Here is an 18,937-nt window from a genome sequence, read left to right on the forward strand (position 1 = left end):
ACTTGACAAGCAAATGGGTCGGCAATGTGCGGTTGGCCGGGAGATGTTTCAGAGCGTTGCCAGGGCTGCGGTGGACCAACTGCGGCGAAGCAAGGGCACCCCGTGACTCGCGTTGAGCCGCGGCGTCCGCGAGTTTGTGACCGCTTTCGGCCAACTCCAGCAGAAGACAGGCCGGCAGCTTTGCGCTCATCCCCGTCGTTTAGGCGGACAACTCAGTTTCTCCGAAGCGGCTATTCGCGGTCTCGGCGCCGATCGGCGGGGTTGGGTGGATTTCTGCCGGTCGGTTCCTGGGGCGATGGATTGAGTAACGGACATTCTGCTGACCGCCTGGTTGGGCGTAAATGACCTGACAGCTTGTAGGCATGCCTCTCGACAAAACAGCGTTTCCCAAGCTGCTTGTGACGCAACTAAAGCGGGCAGTTGAATAAATCACGGGCGAAAAAATAAGATTGACTGCTTGCTTTCATTGCCTGGTTTATCTGGGCCAAGTTTTGCTCTGTGATCTGCCCATCCTGTTCTAAATTGACCAGAGCCAGACGCGGAGTGATCGGCAAGATCGTGTGAAATGGTATATCTGGGACGATGAATTCCCCAGACTGGGCCTCAATAACGCCCCATCTCTTAATGCTTTTTTCTAGATCTCTGGCGTATCCATAAACCCAAAGCATGATCTGCAGGCCATTAAGCTGGCGGGCAGGCATCGCTCCCCCTTCTCGGACAAATAGATAACCGTTGGTCTCTAGATTTTCCTCTTGACCCTTTGTGAGCTTGCTCCCGACACCTCCGTGCAGATGGATTTCTTGCTGTGTGAGTTCTCGATAGCGGGGGCGCATGAACCATAGGGCATACATTTGATCAATGATCTCCCTTTGATCTTGAGGAATTGTCTTGATAAGCCCGCGACTACGGGCGCGATAAGACTCTGAAATCTGTCCTCGATTGTCTTCATTTCCCTTTCAGTGCGCTGATCCCACGCGCGATCTGCACAAAAAATCACATTGGTCGGCTTGGCATTGAAAACCTGTTTGCGGATGAGATCATGCACGGAAATAAGCCCATTTTGATTTCCGAACCGGCTAATGCTTTTTGTTGGAAAGACATGCTGACGGAGCGTCAAGCGGTTTGGGTTGCCCGGCCGGGTCTTTTCGGTCTTTGCCTGTGCAGGCTTTACCGGAAGCATTTCGATGGGCTCCGACGCTTTCACCAGCATGGCTCCCATTACCGCTGCAGCCGTGTTCGGATCGCTACCCTTGCTTTCCGGCGACTGGTCTGGGGCATAGACTCTGATGATTGGCATAGCAGTCCTCTTTCGTCGGCCAAGCTTGGGCCGCTGGCCCGGCCAGGCTATTCGCACTTCCGATTTATGCCACGATATATCCTCAACGCCGATGCAAACCGATGCCTACGAATGACCGGCCTTGGGCTTCGCCTTGCCGCCTCACAATGGCGGGGTTGAGGTCGAAACCTGAAATTCAAACTGAGATGACCTCGCTTGATCAGGTCTGTTGCATCGCCTGTGTTTCTCGCCTATGCAGTACCTCCTGACTATCTGACTAGATTCAGAAGGTATTGACTGCGATGATCAAAACCCCTCGCCGGAAAAAACTAGGTGGCGCTGACCGCTCTGCGCATCCAGGCCGGGGGTGGAAACTAGAAGATGCCAAGGCACGCTTCAGCGAAGTCGTGCGTCTCGCGCGCAACGAAGGCCCGCAACGTGTGAGCGTTAGGGGCAAGGATGCGGTCGTCGTGATGAGCGTCGAGGAACTGGAACGTCTGATGCCGGCAAATCCACGGGTGCCGCTCGTCACGTTCCTGGAGGGGCTGCATCTCGACGGATTGTGGTTGGTTCGAGACCAGGACCAGGGCCGAGACGTCGAACTGTGATCGGCTGGTTGCTGCATACCAATGTCATCGCTGCCCTCATAAATCCAAATGGCGCGCCGAGTGTAAAATCCTGGGCCTCAACGCAGCCGGAAAATCTACTGTTTATAAGCATCCTGACGCTGGGAGAGTACGATAAGGGTATCCATAATCTCCCGGTCGACCACGCGGAACGGTCTCGATATATCGCGGCGCGTGACGCCCTGGAAGCACGGTTCAAGGGTCGTATCATCTCGGTAGACGACAATATCGTGCGCCAGTGGGGTAAAATATCAGGATATGTGAAGCGTAGCACGGGGCACGCCCCAAGTGTGATCGATACACTGCTGGCAGCCACAGCGATCGAGAATGAACTGTTTCTGGTGACGCGCAATACGAAGGACGTGCAGTTTAGCGGAGCGGCGATCTTCAATCCGTGGGAAGACGATCCATCTGCGTTTATTCTGGCCTGACCGCTTCATTTCGGGCAACGGCACATTCGGAGGAACGGTGATTTCCGCCAGACCGCAGAGTACGCTTTCGGGCGTCAAACTGCCGTCGCAGACCCTCCCGCAACGTCCGGTTTCAGATTAAACATATTAGGCCACAGGCGACCGGCTTTGGTCGAAACCCGCCAGCTCACCTACCGGCCAGCAATGTCCGCTTACCTAAATTCCTGGTCCAGAGCCGTCAGGCAGCTATCGGCCAGATCAAGCCATCAGGCTAAGGTCGCTTTTCTCCTGATTTCCTTAACGGGCTGCCGAATTTGCCTACCATGCCGTTACAGTCGACCGCTGTCGCACCTATCCTATCAGGACTCGCACCGGTCGGTTCAAGTGTCTCAGGCGTAGCCAGTTTCCTCCGTCGGTCGGATCGTTGGGCGGAAACACCGTGCCCACTCACCTGAAATCCCGCGTCTTCACCTTGATCCCATCGATATGCCGATCCGGAACAAAAATATCTCGGGGCGCTCGTCCGAGCGTCTCGCGCGGATCGGAACCTCCACCGGATTTCGCACCATCGCCGTGTCCACGCGATATCGGAAATACCGCTTCGCGACCGCCGATGCTCGCGAGAGCGGCCGACATATCGGCCAGGCGATGGGCAATGAGATGGACGACCTCACCCTCCCGCTGGACCTGACCGTAAACCGCGATCATGCCGGAGGACAGAATGATGCGCCGCTGTTTTTCGTAGAGATTTGGCCAGATGACGAGATTCGCGATGCCGGTTTCATCTTCGATGGTGATGAACATGACGCCCTTGGCCGAACCGGGCCGCTGGCGGACCAGTACGATCCCGGCGGTTTCCAAGAATTTGCCGTCGCGCGCGGACATGAGTTGGTCACAGGGGATGATTTTCTGGTGCCGTAATTCGTCGCGCAGGTAGGCTACCGGGTGAGAGCGCAGGGATAGGCCCAGATGGGTGTAATCCTCGACCACCTCGCCACCCCCGGTCAGTGGTTTCAAGGCAACGACCGGTTCCTGGAGTTCCGAAACCGGCTGATCGGAGCGATTGGCGACGGCTGCGAACAAAGGCAACGCCTCGTCGCGCAATGCCTTGATCGCCCAAAGCGCATCGCGCCGCGCGAGTTTCAACGATGGCAGAAACGCATCCGCCTCGGCCATCTGCACCAGCGCAGCCGTCGGGATGCCGGCGCGGCGCCAGAGATCATCGACAGAGGTGAAGGGGTGGTTGGCGCGGGCGGCGATCAGTGTTGCAACGTGACAATTGGCGATCCCCTTCACCATGCGCAGGCCCAGACGGACGGCAAACCGGCTTTCGTCATGGGCGGGCTCCAGCGTGCAGTCCCAGCGGGAGGCATTGACGCAGACCGGTCTGATCTCGACACCATGGTCTCGCGCATCGCGCACAATCTGCGCTGGCGCGTAGAAGCCCATCGGCTGGGCGTTCAGCAGGGCAGCGCAGAACACGTCCGGGTGGTGGCATTTCAGCCAGGAGGATGCATAGGCGATCAATGCGAAGGAGGCTGCGTGGGATTCCGGGAAACCGTAGCTGCCGAAGCCTTCGAGTTGCGAGAAGGTGCGCTCGGCAAATGCCTGTTCGTAGCCGTTGGCGACCATGCCGCTCACCAGCTTGTCGCGGAAATGCGAAACACCGCCAGTGAATTTGAACGTCGCCATCGAGCGGCGGAGCTGATCCGCCTCGGTCGCGGTGAAGCCGGCGCACTCGATCGCCACGCGCATCGCCTGTTCCTGAAACAGCGGCACGCCGAGGGTTTTGCCGAGCACTCTTTCAAGCTCCGGCTTGGGATAGACCACCGCCTCCTTACCCTCGCGCCGGCGCAGATACGGATGCACCATGTCGCCCTGGATCGGCCCGGGTCGGACGATCGCGACTTCGATGACCAGGTCGTAGAAGGTGCGCGGCTTCATCCGCGGCAGCATCACCATCTGCGCGCGGCTTTCGATCTGGAACGTTCCCAGCGTATCGGCGCGGCGGATCATCGCATAGGTACGCGGATCTTCGGCGGGAATGGTGGCGAGGTCGAGTTCGATTCCCTTGTGCTGTGCGAGCAGGTCGAACCCGCGCTTCATGCAAGAAAGCATGCCCAAGGCAAGGCAATCGACCTTCATGAATTTCAGCGCGTCGATATCGTCCTTGTCCCACTCGATGATCTGTCGGTTGTCCATCGCAGCGGGTTCGATCGGGACCAACTCATCGAGCCGGTCGCGGGTCAGCACGAAGCCGCCGGGATGCTGCGAAAGGTGGCGCGGCGTGCCGATCAATTCCCGCGCCAGATCGATCGCCAGTTTCAGGCGACGGTCTTCGAGGTTGAGGTTCAGTTCCGCGGTGTGTTTGGGTTCGATGCCGTCTTCCGACCAACCCCAGACTTGGGCGTTCAGTGCGGTGATGAGGTCTTCCGGCAGGCCGAGCGCCTTACCGACGTCGCGCAGCGCCCCTTTGGTCCGGTAACGGATCACGGTGGAGCAGAGGGCTGCGTGATCGCGGCCATAGGTGTCGAACACCCATTGCATGACGGTCTCTCGGCGTTCGTGCTCGAAATCGACATCGATATCGGGCGGTTCGCGCCGTTCCTCGGAGATGAACCGTTCGAACAGCAGGTCGTTGCGCTCCGGATCGATCGAGGTGATGCCGAGCACGAAGCAGACCGCGCTATTGGCCGCCGAGCCGCGCCCCTGGCAGAGAATGCCCTGGCTGCGGGCGAAGCGGACGATTGAATTCACCGTCAGGAAATACGGCGCGTAGTCGAGCGTCTCGATCAGGCGGAGTTCATGCTTGAGGATGGTGACGACCTCGGCAGGCACCCCGGCCGGGTAGCGTTGCGCGGCACCCTCCCAGGTGAGTTGCGTCAAGGCTTCCTGCGCGGTGCGGCCTTGGATCACATTTTCATCGGGATATTGGTAACGGAGTTCGTCGAGCGAGAACCGGCACCGATCCGCAATCTCCTGGGTGCGGGCCAGTGCCTCAGGATAGCGGCTGAACAGCCGGGACATCTCCGCCGGCGGTTTCAGGTAGCGATCGGCATGGCGTTCCCGCCGAAACCCGGCCTCATCGATCGTGCAGCCGTGACGGATGCAGGTAACGACATCCTGCAGGATGCGCCGGTTCCTGGCGTGGAACAGCACGTCGTTGGTCACAACGGTCGGCACCTTTGCGCGCGCGGCCAGGTTCGACAGTTCGAACAACCGCAGCGCATCGTTGGGCCGGCGTCGCAGGGTCAGTGCCAGATAGGCGCGATCACCGAACGACTGAGCCAGGCGGCGGAGATTGCGCACACAGGCGTCGTCGGCCTCCTCAGGGATAAGTACGGCGATCAGACCCTCGGCATAGGCCACCAGATCGGACCAATCGAGCCGGCATTGCGCCTTGCCCCCCCGTTGCTTGCCCAGGGACAGCAGGCGGCAGAGCCGGGAGTAGGCCGGGCGGTCGGTAGGATAGACCAGCAGCGCCGTGCCATCGGTCAGGTCGAGCCGGCAACCGACGATCAGGCGGATGTCGCTGGCCTTGGCCGCGACGTGGGCGCGCACGATGCCGGCGAGGCTATTGCGATCGGTAATGGCCAAGGCTGCGAGGCCGAGATGGGCCGCCTGGGCGAATAACTCGTCGCAGGAACTGGCACCGCGCAGGAAACTGAAATGCGAGGTGCACTGCAGCTCGACATAGGCGGCATCGGGGCTCATCCGAATATCCCGTGCAGAAACCACCGATGCGAGCCGGTGGCGGTATCCTCGCCATCCCCCGCCCGGAACACCCAGAACCGCTCGCCGGCGTCATCCTCGATCCGAAAGTAATCCCGCACCGCGATCAACTCGGCGTCGCGTTTCCACCATTCACCAAATACCCGCTCGGGTCCGTCGGCGCGTTTGACGCGGCGGCGAATGCCGCGCCAGGTGAAATTGACCGGCGGATGGTCGGGCAGCAACGCAACGGTCTCGATCGGTTCGGGGCTTGGCAGCAGTCGCGTCGGCCGGGGCCAATGATCCGGCCAACTGGTTTTGGTCGGCGGCGCGGTCGCCGCGATCCGGCTCAGGGAGCGTTCCGGCACATCGCTCGCTACTGGTGCAAACCGATAGAGCCGGTCGCCGCCAACCCGGTTGGCGATGGTATCGATCAGATCCGAGATGTCGGTCTCCGGCTCATCCGCGAGTAGCGACGTCAACTGCTTCGGCCCGAACGGTTCGGATCGTGCGGCGCAGAGCGTCATGATCTCGATCCCGAAGCCAGGATCGATCGTCTCGATCTTGTCGCAGAGCAGTCGGGTCAAGCGTTTGACATTCCGCACCGGCAACGCGGTGCCGACGCGGATCGCCTGGGACTGCGCATCGACCCGATGAAACACCAGATCGAGTTGTCGCGCGCCGAGCCCTTTGGCTTCCAGCATGGTGCAGAGTTCAGCGACCAGGATGCCGGTATAGCGGGCGATGGTCTCCGCCGCGCCGATCGGTTCGGCGAAATTCCGGCGTACCTCAATCAAATCCGGCGGCCGCGCCGCTTCGATCGCCTCTGCCAATGTGCCGAACGCCTGATCCAACCGGCGGTGCAATTGCGGGCCGAACCGCAGGGCGAGCGGCGCGCGCGGTTGATCGGCAAGTTCGCCGATCCGTTCGAACCCCAGCCTGCGCAAACCGGCGATCATCTCTGCCGGCAAGCGCAGGGCGGCGATTGGCAATGTGAGCACGATGTCGCGTGACTGGCCTGCGGGTGCGACGAACATCGGCTTCGCGACAAACCTCGCCAGCGCATGCGCCGCCCCCCAGCTATCCGCCATCGCGGCGCGTGCGGTCACGCCGGCAGCGGCCAAGCGGGCGACCATGTCGTGTAACATCGCTGCCTCGCCGCCCAGGAGGTGGGCTGCGCCGGTCGCATCGATAACCAACCCGTCCGGCAGATCGGCCGCGACAATCGGCGCGTAGCGGTGCAGCGCCCATAGCGCCAGGCGTTCGAGCCCTGCCATATCCACCAACGGCTCCGCGTCCGTGACCGTTAAGCCCGGAATCAGAGCCTGTGCCTGGGTCACTGGCATGCCGATCCGCAGGCCGAGGTCTTGCGCCACATCGTTGGCTGCGAAAACGATCCGTCGATTGCCGTCCCGACCGGCAAGGATCAGTGGTGTCTCAGGCGACGGCGGTGCGGTATCCGTGAGCCCCGGCATCGGCTGCCCGGGCGGTGGAGCCGAGGCGCGCCGCTCCCGATTGTATCGATCGATCGGCCAGTTCGGCAGAAACAGCGAGACGACCCTGGGCATCGCATGCCTCCACTTCAAAATCGGCACTCTCGCCAGCCCGGCACCGGATCAACTCGACATGCCAGCGTGGCCGCCCGATCCCCGGCACCGGTAATGGCGCCGAGGGCAGGACGCTCACCCGCCATCGCGTGGTTGCGGCGGTCGGTTGCCCGAAATCACTGGCATCGGCCTGGCGTCGCCAGCGACGCAGCGCGATCCCCGGCGTGCCCGAACTTTCCGCCGCCAGTTGCAATCGCCGTGAATGGGTCATCGAAAGCCGGCCAAGCTCAGCGACCACGCCGCCCAGCCCGCCATGACGCAAACCCTCCTCGAAACAGGTCAGCACCGAGGTTTCATCGCCCGCCTCGACATAGATCACCCGATCGGCCGACAGACCGGCCTGGGCGATGGCCGGCGCGAACAGATCAGGTCGCGTCAGGCACCACAACACCGGCCCTTTGGTGCGTGCCATGATCCCGGCTGCAAACAACGCGGCCGCGGCGCCATCGATCGCGCCGTTACCGCCTCCGGCAACCTCATGCAGTGCGCCCATGGCCAGCCCGCCACCGGGCAGCCGCGCGTCGAGTTCTGCCACCCCGAACGGCAGAATGGCCGACGCGCGCTTCCTGCCAGCTTCGATCCGCCGGATTGTCTCGCGTAACGCATTCATGGTGGGCGTTGTCTGCACTTCGTGGATTAGCCTTTCGGGGGAGATCATAATGTTCGTTATTTGTTCTCATCGCTTACCGCGAGTCAAGCGAGCAAAACGGGCGTTGGCGCTATGATGCAGGATGTCGGTCGTGATCGACTTGAGTTATCCAATGAGGTCCCGGGTGCATCTCGTTGACAATGAACGGTTCGCTGGCCGCACTCGCTGTATCGCGCGGACCAATCAAATTTTTTGAGGAGCGTCGGTGTGCAGGTCGCCTGTGCTCATCTGGGCACCCATCGGGCGGTTCGGTCGACGTGTTAACACTTGCGAACAAAACAGGAAAATCGGATAGTCAGTCCTGACACCGTAAGGGGACCGAAAGTGACCGCCGCGGCCTATCTGGATAAACTCAATGACGAGCAACGAAGCGCGGTCGTCCATGGCATCGATCCCGCCACGACGACGCATATCGGCGCGCCGCTGTTGGTGATCGCCGGCGCGGGATCGGGCAAGACCAACACGCTGGCGCATCGGGTCGCTCATCTGATCGTCAACGGCGTCGATCCACGCCGCATCCTGTTGATGAGTTTCTCACGCCGCGCCGCTGCCGAGATGACCTGCCGCGCCGAACGCATCTCGGCTCAGGCCTTCGGCGGGAAAACAGGGACCATGACGGATGCCCTGACTTGGGCGGGCACCTTCCACGGCATCGGGGCTCGGCTGCTACGGGACTACGCCGAACAGATCGGATTGGATCCGGCGTTCACGATCCATGACAGAGAAGATTCCGCCGATCTGATGAACCTCGCCCGGCATGAGCTGGGTTTTTCGAAGACCGAACGCCGGTTCCCGACCAAAGGCACCTGTCTTTCGATCTATTCCCGCTGCGTGAACACCGAATTGTCGCTCGATGAGGTGCTGCCCACCAGTTTTCCCTGGTGCTCGTCTTGGGAGGCCGAACTGCAACAGCTATTCGGCGCCTATGTCGAGGCGAAACAGCGGCAGAATGTGCTCGATTACGATGACCTGTTGCTCTACTGGGCACAGATGGTCAGCGAACCAGCTCTGGCAGAGGAGATCGGCGGCTGCTTCGATCACGTTCTGGTCGACGAGTATCAGGACACCAACAGGCTGCAATCCTCGATCCTGCTGGCGCTGAAACCCGGCGGTCGGGGTCTAACGGTGGTGGGCGACGATGCGCAGTCGATCTACGCCTTTCGCGGTGCGACCGTGCGCAACATTCTCGATTTTCCTGGAGCGTTCAGTCCCGCGGCTGAAATCATCACGCTGGAGCGGAATTACCGGTCGACCGCCGCGATACTTGCCGCGGCAAACGGGGTCATTGGGCTCGCCAAGGAGAGGTTCACCAAAAACCTCTGGAGCGAGCGGACGACCGAAACTCTACCGCAGCTCGTCCATGTCCGCGATGATGCCGATCAGGCCCGCTTCATCGTCGAGCGGGTGCTGGAGAACCGCGAGGCGGGTATTACGCTCAAGCAGCAGGCCGTTCTGTTCCGCACATCCCATCACAGCGGCGCCCTCGAGGTCGAACTGACCCGGCGAAACATCCCGTTCGTCAAATTCGGTGGCCTGAAGTTTCTGGATTCCGCACACATCAAGGACGTCATCGCGGTTCTGCGCTGGGTCGAAAACCCGCGTGACCGCGTCGCTGGCTTCCGGGTGATGCAATTACTACCTGGTGTCGGTCCGACCTCGGCCGCAAATGTGATGGACCACATGATCGGGACCGCCGATCCGATCGGCGCCCTGGGTGACGCGCCAGCACCCGCGCGCGTCGGCAGCGCTTGGACAGGTTTCATCGAAACCATCCAGTTGCTGCGGTCACACGCCGCCAACTGGCCAAGCGAACTTGAGCTGATCCGTCGCTGGTACGAGCCGCACCTGGACCGCATGCACGAAGACGCCAGCGTTCGGCTTGCCGATCTGATCCAGCTCGAGCAAATCGCCGGCGGCTATCCGTCACGCGAACGCTTCCTGACCGAACTGACGCTCGATCCGCCGGACGCGACCAGCGATCAGGCTGGGATACCGCTCCTCGACGAGGATTACCTCAATCTCTCGACCATCCATTCCGCCAAGGGGCAGGAGTTCCGGTCGGTCTTCGTCCTGAACGTGGTTGACGGATGCATGCCGTCCGATCTGGGCACCGGGCAATCGCAGGAGATCGAGGAAGAACGCCGCCTGCTCTACGTCGCCATGACCCGTGCCAAGGATGATCTGCATCTGATGATCCCGCAGCGGTTCTTTGTGCATGGCCAGGCCGCCTACGGTGACCGGCACGTCTACGCCGCGCGGACACGGTTCATACCGAACGCCATCGTCCATCTGTTCGACATGACGAACTGGCCCCCTGCAGTCGTTGGCGCCACCAACGCAAAACCGATCAGCCCAGTGCCACGTGTTGATCTCGGAGCGCGGATGCGGGGCATGTGGCGTTCGGGTGCGCAAAATGTGTAACCTCTTCAGCGTCACGAAAGGCCAGCAGGCAATCCGCGAATTGACCCGCGCCATGCTCGACACCACGGGCAATTTGCCGCCCCTTCCGGCTATCTTCCCCGATACATTGGCCCCAGTGGTTCGCAATTCACCTGATGGCGAGCGCGAACTGACAATGATGCGGTGGGGTATGCCGGGTCCACAGCAATTCGGCGGTGCGCCGGTGACCAATATCCGCAACACAGCCAGCCCACATTGGCGGCGCTGGCTCCCGCCACAGCACCGGTGTCTCGTGCCGGCGACCTCGTTCAGCGAATGGCAAGACACCAAGCCGAAGAAAACCCCCGTCTGGTTCGCGCTCGACCAGACCCGGCCGCTCTTCGCGTTCGCCGGTCTCTGGACGGACTGGCGCGGCAAACGAGGCACAAAGGCAAACCCGATCGAGGGTGAGCATCGGCTCTTCGGGTTTCTCACGACGGAACCAAATGGCATCGTCCGCCCGATCCACCCGAAAGCCATGCCAGTTATCCTCACGACCCCCGAGGAAATGGACGTCTGGATGCGGGCGCCGTGGTCCGAGGCGGCGGGACTGCAACGGCCTTTGTCGGATGCCAAACTCGTTATCGTAGCAAAGGGTGAGCGTCACGATGGGACGAACCACGACGGGGAGTGATTGAACTTTACCGGTGATTGCTTTGGGCCGAGAAAAGTTGGCAGCTTCGCGCTGCATGGCGGACATTCTCGGCGGGTTTGCTGTTACCTGATAGCGGACCCTTGAAGAGGCGTACAAGAGCGGTGGGGTGCAAAGGAGCACCCCCCCTTGCTAGAACCCGCCATTCATTTTTCGCTTCCCTTTCGGTCGAGGACCAGATAGTAGAACGGTCTGTATAATTTTACCGAACACGATGAAAGTCACACGGGCTATATCCGACCGACCCTCTCCGCAGCGCGACCGTTTTATTCGCGCTGCTGCCGAACTGTTTCGTGTTCGCGGCTATAACGCGACCGGGATCGCCGATATCGTCAGCCTCGCTGGTGGACCAAAGGGATCGCTCTACCATTTCTTTCCCGGCGGCAAAGAGGAAATTGCTCGAGCGGTGATCTCCTATGCCACGCACGTCGCGTCGCAGTCATTGAGCGCCATTGACGCGCCGACAGCGGCGAACCGGCTCATTGAATACGGCACTTTGCTCGCAGGCTGGATGGAAGCCTCAGGGTGCCGGGAGGGATGCCCAATCGCTACGACAGTGCTGGAGCTTGCGCCGGATTCCGGTGAGATCGCGTCGCTCGGCGCCGCTGCGTTCAATGACTGGGCCGCGATTTTCGCGCGCGACCTTGAAAATGACGGCGTTGATCCCCGCTCTGCCCGGTCTTTGGGGCGCCTCGCTATCGCGTCGCTGGAGGGCGCCTTACTGATGACGCGCGCTGAAGGAAACGCCGATGTCATTCGCGAGATCAGCCGGCAGATCGCGGCGCTGTTTACCAGCGCCGCCCAAACAGCAGCAAGGAAGGAAGCGCCATGAGTGGAACAGAGTTTGAGGCTTTGCGCCAGCAAATCCAACATGCTGTCGCGGCCCAGGGTTTCACGCGTCTAGTGGGCGCGCGGCTCCAATCGCTGGAGCCGGGTCAGTGTTTAGTCGAGGTCGACGCAAGGCCGGAGCTATTGCAGCATTACGGTTATTTCCACGGAGGCGTGTCTGCCTATTTGATCGATAATGCCAGCGCGATCGCCGCAGCGACAATCGCGCCAGGAGTTTCGCGTCCTGTTACCAGCGAATTCAAGGTCAATTTTCTTGCCCCGACGAAGGGCGCGAAGCTCAGCTGCCACGCGCGCGTCGTCAAATCGGGCCGCACGCTGGTTATCGTCGCCGCCGATATCCACGCGCAAACCGATGACCACAACACGCATGTGGCTACGGCGCTCGCCACCGTTTTTATGACATAGACCACTGATCGCTACAGTCTCGCGATTGATCCCGCAAGGCGAACCGCCTTCGTCCCAACCACCGCTGTCGATCGATCGGCGGCTTTGCGCTTCTTGTCAGCCCGCCTGCTGAACAGGCTGTGCGCAAAAGACCTAAAAAAACTTGTTGTTGACCGCAGGAAACGCCGTCAAGATCGGCTTGTCTCCCTCACCGGCACCTTTGGCGCCAATCCAAAGTTTTTGTTCGGCGCCTCCGTCCTTGAAAACCGCTAGCCCGACCCACGACAGACCATATTTTTCTTTGAGACCCTTATAGATCGACGAAGACTTATCGGAATTGCCGAACGTCTTCCAATCCCGCCAGGCCTCGGTAACGGTCGTTTTGACTTTTTCGATCGACCAATCGTCTGGGAAGAATGTCCCCAGTTTTGTCCCATTGCCGATCGTGACCGAAGCTTTGTAGACCTTATTGAAGCGCAGATCAGTCACAACCCCGGCTTTGGTGATCAGCTTGCCTGCAGCGATCTTCAGTTGCAAGCAGTGCAAGCCATTGATTTGTGATCCATGAAACACGCCATCCATGACATGACTATTGAAAGTCATCGCGAAGTTCGGTTCGCCCTTTTTAAATTTATCGGCCTTCGGCAGGCTTTTCTTCTCGTTGATTATGTCCGTTTTTGCACCTTGTGACACCGCAATAGATCTCCCACAACTCTACAATCATCCCGGCAACCTGAGATAGTCGCTTTGATTTTGATACGCAAGATGGCCGGATCAATGACGCCGCCGCAGGTCCGCCGTCAGCTCGCAGATGGTGTGCGCTCATCTTTGTCGTCTTCCTTCCCGCCATGATCTCCTGTCAGGGTGACGCCTGCGGGGTTAAATGCCCGCTATATTAATTTCTCAGTCGAAACCGGACCGGCCGTTTACGGCCAGCACTTGCCATAGGCGGAGCGTCCGCTTCTCTTTCCGACGGCGTGGAAGCAGGGCGGCAGCTCTCCACCAATTGCGGCCATTCCCCATAGAGGCTCGCCCTCCTGTGGGCACGTTGATCGGATTAATGGCCATTGCCGATCGCTGGTCAGGTCGTCCGCGATGTGGGCCAACCGCGGCAAGAGATTTCAAGGCGTGAGACAAAAAAAGAGGCAGCACTTTCGTGCCGCCGAGTTCAGGGAGGAAACGTCAAAAAAGCAAAACGACATCGTCGCCATTGCTTGCCCCTAATATGGTACAACCACGTCGATTGGTGAAATCACTTTTTGTGCATCGCAGCATCGCCGTGACGTTATAGCGATTAGGCGGCATCGAAAATATGCCTATTCCAGGGTCTTGAGGATAGGATATTCATATGGATACCCGCTTAAGTTGTTTCTGAAATTGAAGGCTTTCGATAGCTCCCAAAAACCTAGCCCGACTAAAGGGTTCCGGCTTGCAAAAGATAAGACCGCAATTCCTCACTAGGCCGCAGCCGTCTTATCTCGCCCGTCCAAGCGCATCGGCGGCAACCGCAAGCGGCAGAACGAGCGATAGCGGCGCGTCCTCCAGGCGAAGCGCGCCATAGGATTCATACCATCTGGCGGCACGGTCGCCTTTTGCGTCGATCAGCAGGGCAACGCCGCCGACATCCTGCGCTACACGAATGCAGCGGTCAGCGGCACGAAGCAGCAGAGCGCCGCCCAGCCCCCGGCCCTGCACGCTGTTATCGACTGCCAGGCGGCCGAGCCGAAACACCGGCACGTCATAGCGCCCAAGGCCCTTTTTCGCGAGCGTGGGCGTGCGGGCATATTCAAGCGAGGCGGGGCTGAGCGTGTAAAAACCGAGGATGCGCGCAGGCGTGTCGGCTGGGGCAGCGACAAAGCACTTGGCACCGCCGCTTTCGTGGTTTTGCCGGGCAAATTTCCGCACATAGAGATTAAGGTCGGCATCTCCGCAATCGAAACCCGCGCGATTATGCTGCTTAGTAATCGCCGCTTCCTCCCAGACAAGGGCAGTCATCGGAGCGTGAGGCCAGCCTTTGCAACCCGCACAAGACGATCTGGCGCGGCGGGCGGGTTTTCGAGAAGGGCAAGAACGCGCATCGAGTCGCGCTCGGAGAGCGTGAGTCGTTCGGCTTCGGCGACTTCCGCCGCAGCCTTCGGCAGCACGGCGCCAAGAATATAGCCGGTCAGGTCAAGCCGTCGGAGCGACGCGGCGCGTGTGAGCGTCGCCTTGTCTTCGGGCCGGAGCCGCAATTCGACGCGACCGGTTTCAGTGTGAGGGCGTGGCATGAGAACTCCTTACTTTCTCTAACTCTAGTATACGGAATGAAGCCGTACAACAAGCTTTGTACCGGTCACAATCTTTTATGTGATAATGTCCTCTATCATCCGTGCAAAAATCGATACGTCCGAGATTTCAAAGACTTTCTGTTTTTGGAATATGTCGCGCTTATCCGAAAATCTGCGACGGACCATTTTGATTTAAGTGAAATTACGATGGTATCCTCTCGTCGACCTTCCTCGACCCCCCTCGCCTTGAGCCGTCCTCGCCACAACCGCAGGTCTGCTGAATTCAGGCCCGCGTGCATTGCTAATGCGAATTGAGCCATCATCCCCGAAGGGTAAGGGTCATCCCGGTGAACCGCTGACGTCGATCTAAAAACATTTCGGTCAAGAATTTTTGTTTTTCTTCTTGGCCTTCCTGCGCCGGCGCTTTTTGTCCTTGCCTTCATCCGCCAGCTTTGTCGCTTTCGGAATGGGTACGACACCTGCAGCCACCCGTCGCGATCCCAGAGTATGATGCAGTCGAAATAAATCTATCCCCGTGATCTCCGAGATCTGTTTCGCCGTATATTCCTCGAGCAGAGGCCATAATTTCTTTGCTTCGGCCATCGCCGGTTCCTCTGTTGTAAAGGACCTAAAAGGGCGATAGGGCGAGTTGACTTCCCGAGTCTTAAAACGAACGACTATGCGATCGGCCGGCGGCTTTATCGGCGGATCTGGATAGTTAAGGATCAACCGGTCATCGGGTTCAGGTAAACCCACATAGGCGCGTTGGGTCAGGATCGAGAGATCAGACTTCCATTTGATCTTCTCCAGACTCTCATGGAGCTTTTTTTGTTCCGCCGCATAGATCTCGAGTTGTTCATGGGTGATGCCCCGGAAGGTCCGCATCTGATAATCTCTCGGATCCAGAGGATGAAGCGGCCGGTCGAACTTGCGTAGGCTCGCAATGTGACACTGCTTACAAAGGCACATCAGCCGACGCAGCGTTCGTATTTTCCGCCGTTTGTCATAGACCCACCGATCGAATGGCCGATGAAAATTAGTCCTGCCACACACCTCACATTTGAACCCGGCGCGACGAACCACAAATCGTTTCAAGTCAAAGAATACACACGGCCCCAGCAAATCAAAGAGAAGTGGCAGGTCCGGCCCGTGCGGTTCATACCCGAGGAGATTGCCGCCCAGATTGCGATCCTCGCCGACGATCGGCGTATGAAGTTCATCTTCGGTCCACAGTATGTGGCCCGCGACGAAAGATCTCCGCAGAGTTACCAGTTTCGGCGATTTACCTTTTTGCATTACTTTACCGAAAGCCCGATCTTCATTGCTGGGCCGCTCACTGAGCCACCGGCCCCGCGATCTCACGATAATCCTGACCGCTCATCAGGAGAATGCTCGACATCAGATGTTTTCGTTCAGAGGACGGGTGGATGCCCGCGTTTCTGAGAACGGTGAGGGTTCGGCCAAAGAACTGTGCCTGGGTGTAAAACGGGAGTGGCGGGAAACCATGAGCCCGGGTCATCGCGATCGACATCTCATAGGCGGCGGAATCCTCACCCAGACACTCGATCTTGCCAAGCGTCAGCCCGGGGGATGGTGCCATCACGCGATAGCATCCATTCACGGCCTGTACGACCTGAGCCATGCCGCCGGTCTGATCGTATTTCCGGAACAACTGGACGCCGACATAGACGGCACGGGGGATTGGTTGGGCAGGAAGCGCCGCTTCACCCGATGCCGAGGTCAGCATGGCCACGACGAGCCCCATGAGACTGACTCGGATGACGAACATTCCCATACGCTCCATTTTCCGTCCCTGAAGAAAGATTTATTTTCAAAGCGCCTGATTGGCAACTCACCCGGATCATCCAGACCGATGCCCTGATCGTGTGGGATGTTGATCGCACCACCCATCCCGCCGGGGACCACCCCAAACCTGCCGAGGCGGTTACTGAAGGAACCGTGATCACAGCGATAGCGCCAGTGGCAAGGGCGTGCGGCAAGATGAGATACCGCTTGAGTCGGGCACGATGTCGCAGATTACAGCGTGCTCGATCGCGTAAGGCGGACCATCCATGCAACTCCCGCTTCCCGCTTATCGTCCCGGGCTGAACCGTCGCTGGGTGGCGGTGGCATCGTCCGGTGCCGGTTTGCTTTGATCCTCGCCAGTTCCGCCATTCAACACCGGCGATCCGACCGGGGCATCCTGACCAGGCGCAGCTGCGTCCTGCACACCCTGCCCTGCCTCCCCCTGCCCTGCCTCACGAGCGTCCGAAGCCGCCGGATCGTCCGTTGTTGCGCTGTGTTGTGTCGGTGGTATCGGTGGCGCTGCCATTGCGACAGCATCGCCCTGTTCCGTCGATCCGGACGGTGGGATCGCCTGGCGGAAGGTCTCGACCAGATAGTCCAGACTGATGAGATAATCCCGAACCGAAATCCCACCCAACGCGGCTTGGATGCGTAGTTCTTCATCGGGAATGAGCGTCATGAGATTGCGGCCTGCCGGTAACGACACCTGATCGGATGCGGCGCCATCGACCGGTTTACCTTCGGCGGTTTTGGCATCATCGCGGTGGATGACGGACCGTTGGAGCATGAAGCGTTTGAGATCATAGCGGGGGCGCTTCCGTTCATCGCCCTCCTTTTCATCGTCAGGGATGCGCGGGAACACCTGGAACGCCTGATAGTAGATGCCGGGTGCGCGCATGTCCGGATCAAGATCGGCAAGAGCCGCGGTGATCGCATCGCCGATGGCGGTATCGCCCGCCTCGCCTACCAGCTCGCCCGACCCGGTTTTCACCATCACCGCCTTGATCGCCGGCTCCAGGGATCGGATGATCGCCTCGAACGGACCACCCGGTTCTGCGGCAACCGGTCGATCGTCCTGCAGGGCCGTGAGCGCCGCCTGGACCCAGCCGTCGCGGGTTACGCCCGACTGCTTAGCGGCGGGCAGCAGGGCGAGCGGGCGGTTGATCCGCAAGGCCCCCTGCGCCTTCGGCTCAGCATCGAACGTCTTGGCATAGACCCGAAAGCGCCCGTAGAGCATGATCGCCTCACCCTCGATCAATCCCCGGACATCCTGCCAATCGACCCGTGAGACCTGGCGGACCTCGGCCTGCATCCCTTCCGAATAGCCGCCCAATCCGGTCGCATCGAAACGGCTGGCCTGGGTGACGTAGGTGTCGCCGGCGGTCTTCTCGATATAACTCCTCGTCTCGGATCCCTCCTGCAGACGGGTGATGATCTGGAGATTGGCGTTGCCGAGCATGGAAGGTCACGGCATAGTAGCCGACCTCATCGAAGATCACCGGGAACGGCGTCGCGGACTCGGCCGCGTTGTTCGCGATGATGTCGTCGAAATTTCCCTCGAGATCGGCCCCCAGCGTCTGCGCCATCATGTTGCGCAATGTCGCGACGACGATCTTGCCCAAAGCCGCGGTACTTTCGCCTGAGTTCTCCAGGGTCGGGAGATTGACCGCCAGAATCCGGCGATTGAGCACGATGTCGCGCATGTCGATATCGCTGCTCTCGACCTTGAAGATGTGACCGAGCGATACCGCCATCTGGGTGAAGGTCTGGGAGAAGTGCATCACGGCGAACGAGTGCTGCCGGGCCGGTTCATCGCTCCGCCGCAACGCCTCCTCGATCTTTGCGGCGGAACTGTCCTTGCCGAAACTGCCGACATCGAACCCGCCGGTCTCACCCAGATAGGCTTGCAGGGGGAATAGATAGGCGGGCGGGATCGCCGGTTCCTCCTTGAGATCGATCTCGGTGAAGGTGCCGGCCTCGGGATCGCGCAGACGGTATTTCGAGTGCAGCGCGAGTGCGATGACCGAGCGCAATTCGGTGGCGAGGCGGATCTTCTCGATATCGATCGGGATGTTGCGGTTGTCGCGCAGCCATACCAGCACGGGGGCCAGGGCACCGAGTAGAGCGACCGCGCGCGAGAGGAAGACACCGTTCGGATCGTTGGCCCCACCCTGCGGGTTACGCTCGATCTGGCTGACCAGCAATTCGCGCAGCACGTCGGCGTTGCACGAGGCGAACGGGTTGAAGGTGTTGGTATCGCG

The 18,937-nt window shown here is 60.0% G+C and carries 18 protein-coding genes; 6 read left to right on the forward strand and 12 right to left on the reverse strand.

All coding sequences use genetic code 11. From position 1 onward, the window contains the following. The 3 genes from B7X49_RS10930 to B7X49_RS10940 form a co-directional block, all read right to left on the reverse strand. On the reverse strand, nucleotides 1-190 hold a 190-nt coding region (locus B7X49_RS10930), incomplete at its 3' end, for a hypothetical protein (RefSeq protein WP_286839324.1). A gap of 217 nt (nucleotides 191-407) precedes the next feature. After that, complete coding sequence (locus B7X49_RS10935) at nucleotides 408-701, reverse strand: hypothetical protein (protein ID WP_286839327.1); 294 nt, start codon at nucleotides 699-701, stop codon at nucleotides 408-410. A gap of 38 nt (nucleotides 702-739) precedes the next feature. Next, nucleotides 740-1,297, reverse strand: a complete 558-nt coding sequence (locus tag B7X49_RS10940; RefSeq protein ID WP_286839330.1) for a hypothetical protein — start codon at nucleotides 1,295-1,297, stop codon at nucleotides 740-742. Between the two features lie 281 nt (nucleotides 1,298-1,578). Between B7X49_RS10940 and B7X49_RS10945 the strand changes: the two genes are divergently transcribed. Beyond that, the gene (locus tag B7X49_RS10945; protein WP_286839332.1) at nucleotides 1,579-1,884 is read left to right on the forward strand and encodes a type II toxin-antitoxin system Phd/YefM family antitoxin; all 306 of its coding nucleotides are present in this window, start codon (nucleotides 1,579-1,581) and stop codon (nucleotides 1,882-1,884) included. After that, complete coding sequence (locus tag B7X49_RS10950) at nucleotides 1,881-2,333, forward strand: type II toxin-antitoxin system VapC family toxin (RefSeq protein WP_286839335.1); 453 nt, start codon at nucleotides 1,881-1,883, stop codon at nucleotides 2,331-2,333. Before B7X49_RS10945 ends, B7X49_RS10950 begins: the two co-directional genes overlap by 4 nt. A 426-nt stretch (nucleotides 2,334-2,759) precedes the next feature. Here the strand turns inward: B7X49_RS10950 and B7X49_RS10955 are convergent, their stop codons facing one another. From B7X49_RS10955 to B7X49_RS10965, 3 genes are read right to left on the reverse strand one after another with little or no spacing between them, the layout of a single operon-like run. After that, a complete protein-coding gene (locus B7X49_RS10955) occupies nucleotides 2,760-6,026 on the reverse strand; it encodes an error-prone DNA polymerase (RefSeq protein ID WP_286839337.1) in 3,267 nt (1,088 codons plus the stop codon). After that, nucleotides 6,023-7,498: a DNA polymerase Y family protein gene (locus tag B7X49_RS10960; protein WP_286705181.1), complete on the reverse strand. Its 1,476-nt coding sequence runs from the start codon at nucleotides 7,496-7,498 to the stop codon at nucleotides 6,023-6,025. The genes B7X49_RS10955 and B7X49_RS10960 overlap by 4 nt, the downstream gene beginning before the upstream one ends. Continuing rightward, nucleotides 7,461-8,240, reverse strand: coding sequence for an ImuA family protein (locus B7X49_RS10965; protein ID WP_286705176.1), 780 nt, complete (start codon nucleotides 8,238-8,240; stop codon nucleotides 7,461-7,463). The genes B7X49_RS10960 and B7X49_RS10965 overlap by 38 nt, the downstream gene beginning before the upstream one ends. A 363-nt stretch (nucleotides 8,241-8,603) precedes the next feature. Between B7X49_RS10965 and B7X49_RS10970 the strand changes: the two genes are divergently transcribed. From B7X49_RS10970 to B7X49_RS10985, 4 genes are all read left to right on the forward strand, one after another. After that, nucleotides 8,604-10,700 carry an ATP-dependent helicase gene (locus B7X49_RS10970; protein WP_286705177.1) on the forward strand — a complete coding sequence of 699 codons (2,097 nt, stop codon included), beginning with the start codon at nucleotides 8,604-8,606 and terminating at the stop codon, nucleotides 10,698-10,700. Then, complete coding sequence (locus B7X49_RS10975) at nucleotides 10,693-11,352, forward strand: SOS response-associated peptidase (protein WP_286705178.1); 660 nt, start codon at nucleotides 10,693-10,695, stop codon at nucleotides 11,350-11,352. Before B7X49_RS10970 ends, B7X49_RS10975 begins: the two co-directional genes overlap by 8 nt. A 232-nt stretch (nucleotides 11,353-11,584) precedes the next feature. Further along, a complete protein-coding gene (locus B7X49_RS10980) occupies nucleotides 11,585-12,202 on the forward strand; it encodes a TetR/AcrR family transcriptional regulator (RefSeq protein ID WP_286705179.1) in 618 nt (205 codons plus the stop codon). Further along, on the forward strand, nucleotides 12,199-12,624 hold the full coding sequence (locus tag B7X49_RS10985; protein ID WP_265637935.1) for a PaaI family thioesterase: 426 nt from the start codon (nucleotides 12,199-12,201) through the stop codon (nucleotides 12,622-12,624). The genes B7X49_RS10980 and B7X49_RS10985 overlap by 4 nt, the downstream gene beginning before the upstream one ends. Nucleotides 12,625-12,756: 132 nt before the next feature. Here the strand turns inward: B7X49_RS10985 and B7X49_RS10990 are convergent, their stop codons facing one another. The 6 genes from B7X49_RS10990 to B7X49_RS11015 form a co-directional block, all read right to left on the reverse strand. Next, complete coding sequence (locus B7X49_RS10990; protein WP_286839342.1) at nucleotides 12,757-13,296, reverse strand: EndoU domain-containing protein; 540 nt, start codon at nucleotides 13,294-13,296, stop codon at nucleotides 12,757-12,759. A 780-nt stretch (nucleotides 13,297-14,076) separates the two neighbouring features. Continuing rightward, nucleotides 14,077-14,598, reverse strand: coding sequence for a GNAT family N-acetyltransferase (locus B7X49_RS10995; protein WP_265638017.1), 522 nt, complete (start codon nucleotides 14,596-14,598; stop codon nucleotides 14,077-14,079). Beyond that, a complete protein-coding gene (locus B7X49_RS11000; RefSeq protein WP_265638015.1) occupies nucleotides 14,595-14,870 on the reverse strand; it encodes a DUF1778 domain-containing protein in 276 nt (91 codons plus the stop codon). The genes B7X49_RS10995 and B7X49_RS11000 overlap by 4 nt, the downstream gene beginning before the upstream one ends. Nucleotides 14,871-15,251: 381 nt before the next feature. Then, nucleotides 15,252-16,166, reverse strand: coding sequence for a hypothetical protein (locus tag B7X49_RS11005; protein WP_286839349.1), 915 nt, complete (start codon nucleotides 16,164-16,166; stop codon nucleotides 15,252-15,254). 37 nt (nucleotides 16,167-16,203) lie between these two features. Beyond that, nucleotides 16,204-16,674: a hypothetical protein gene (locus B7X49_RS11010; protein ID WP_286839351.1), complete on the reverse strand. Its 471-nt coding sequence runs from the start codon at nucleotides 16,672-16,674 to the stop codon at nucleotides 16,204-16,206. A gap of 288 nt (nucleotides 16,675-16,962) precedes the next feature. Beyond that, nucleotides 16,963-18,135: a hypothetical protein gene (locus B7X49_RS11015; RefSeq protein ID WP_286839354.1), complete on the reverse strand. Its 1,173-nt coding sequence runs from the start codon at nucleotides 18,133-18,135 to the stop codon at nucleotides 16,963-16,965. Nucleotides 18,136-18,937: the final 802 nt, after the last annotated feature.

Source organism: Acidiphilium sp. 34-64-41, assembly GCF_002282635.1.
In the GTDB taxonomy this organism is placed as follows: Bacteria; Pseudomonadota; Alphaproteobacteria; order Acetobacterales; family Acetobacteraceae; genus Acidiphilium; species Acidiphilium rubrum.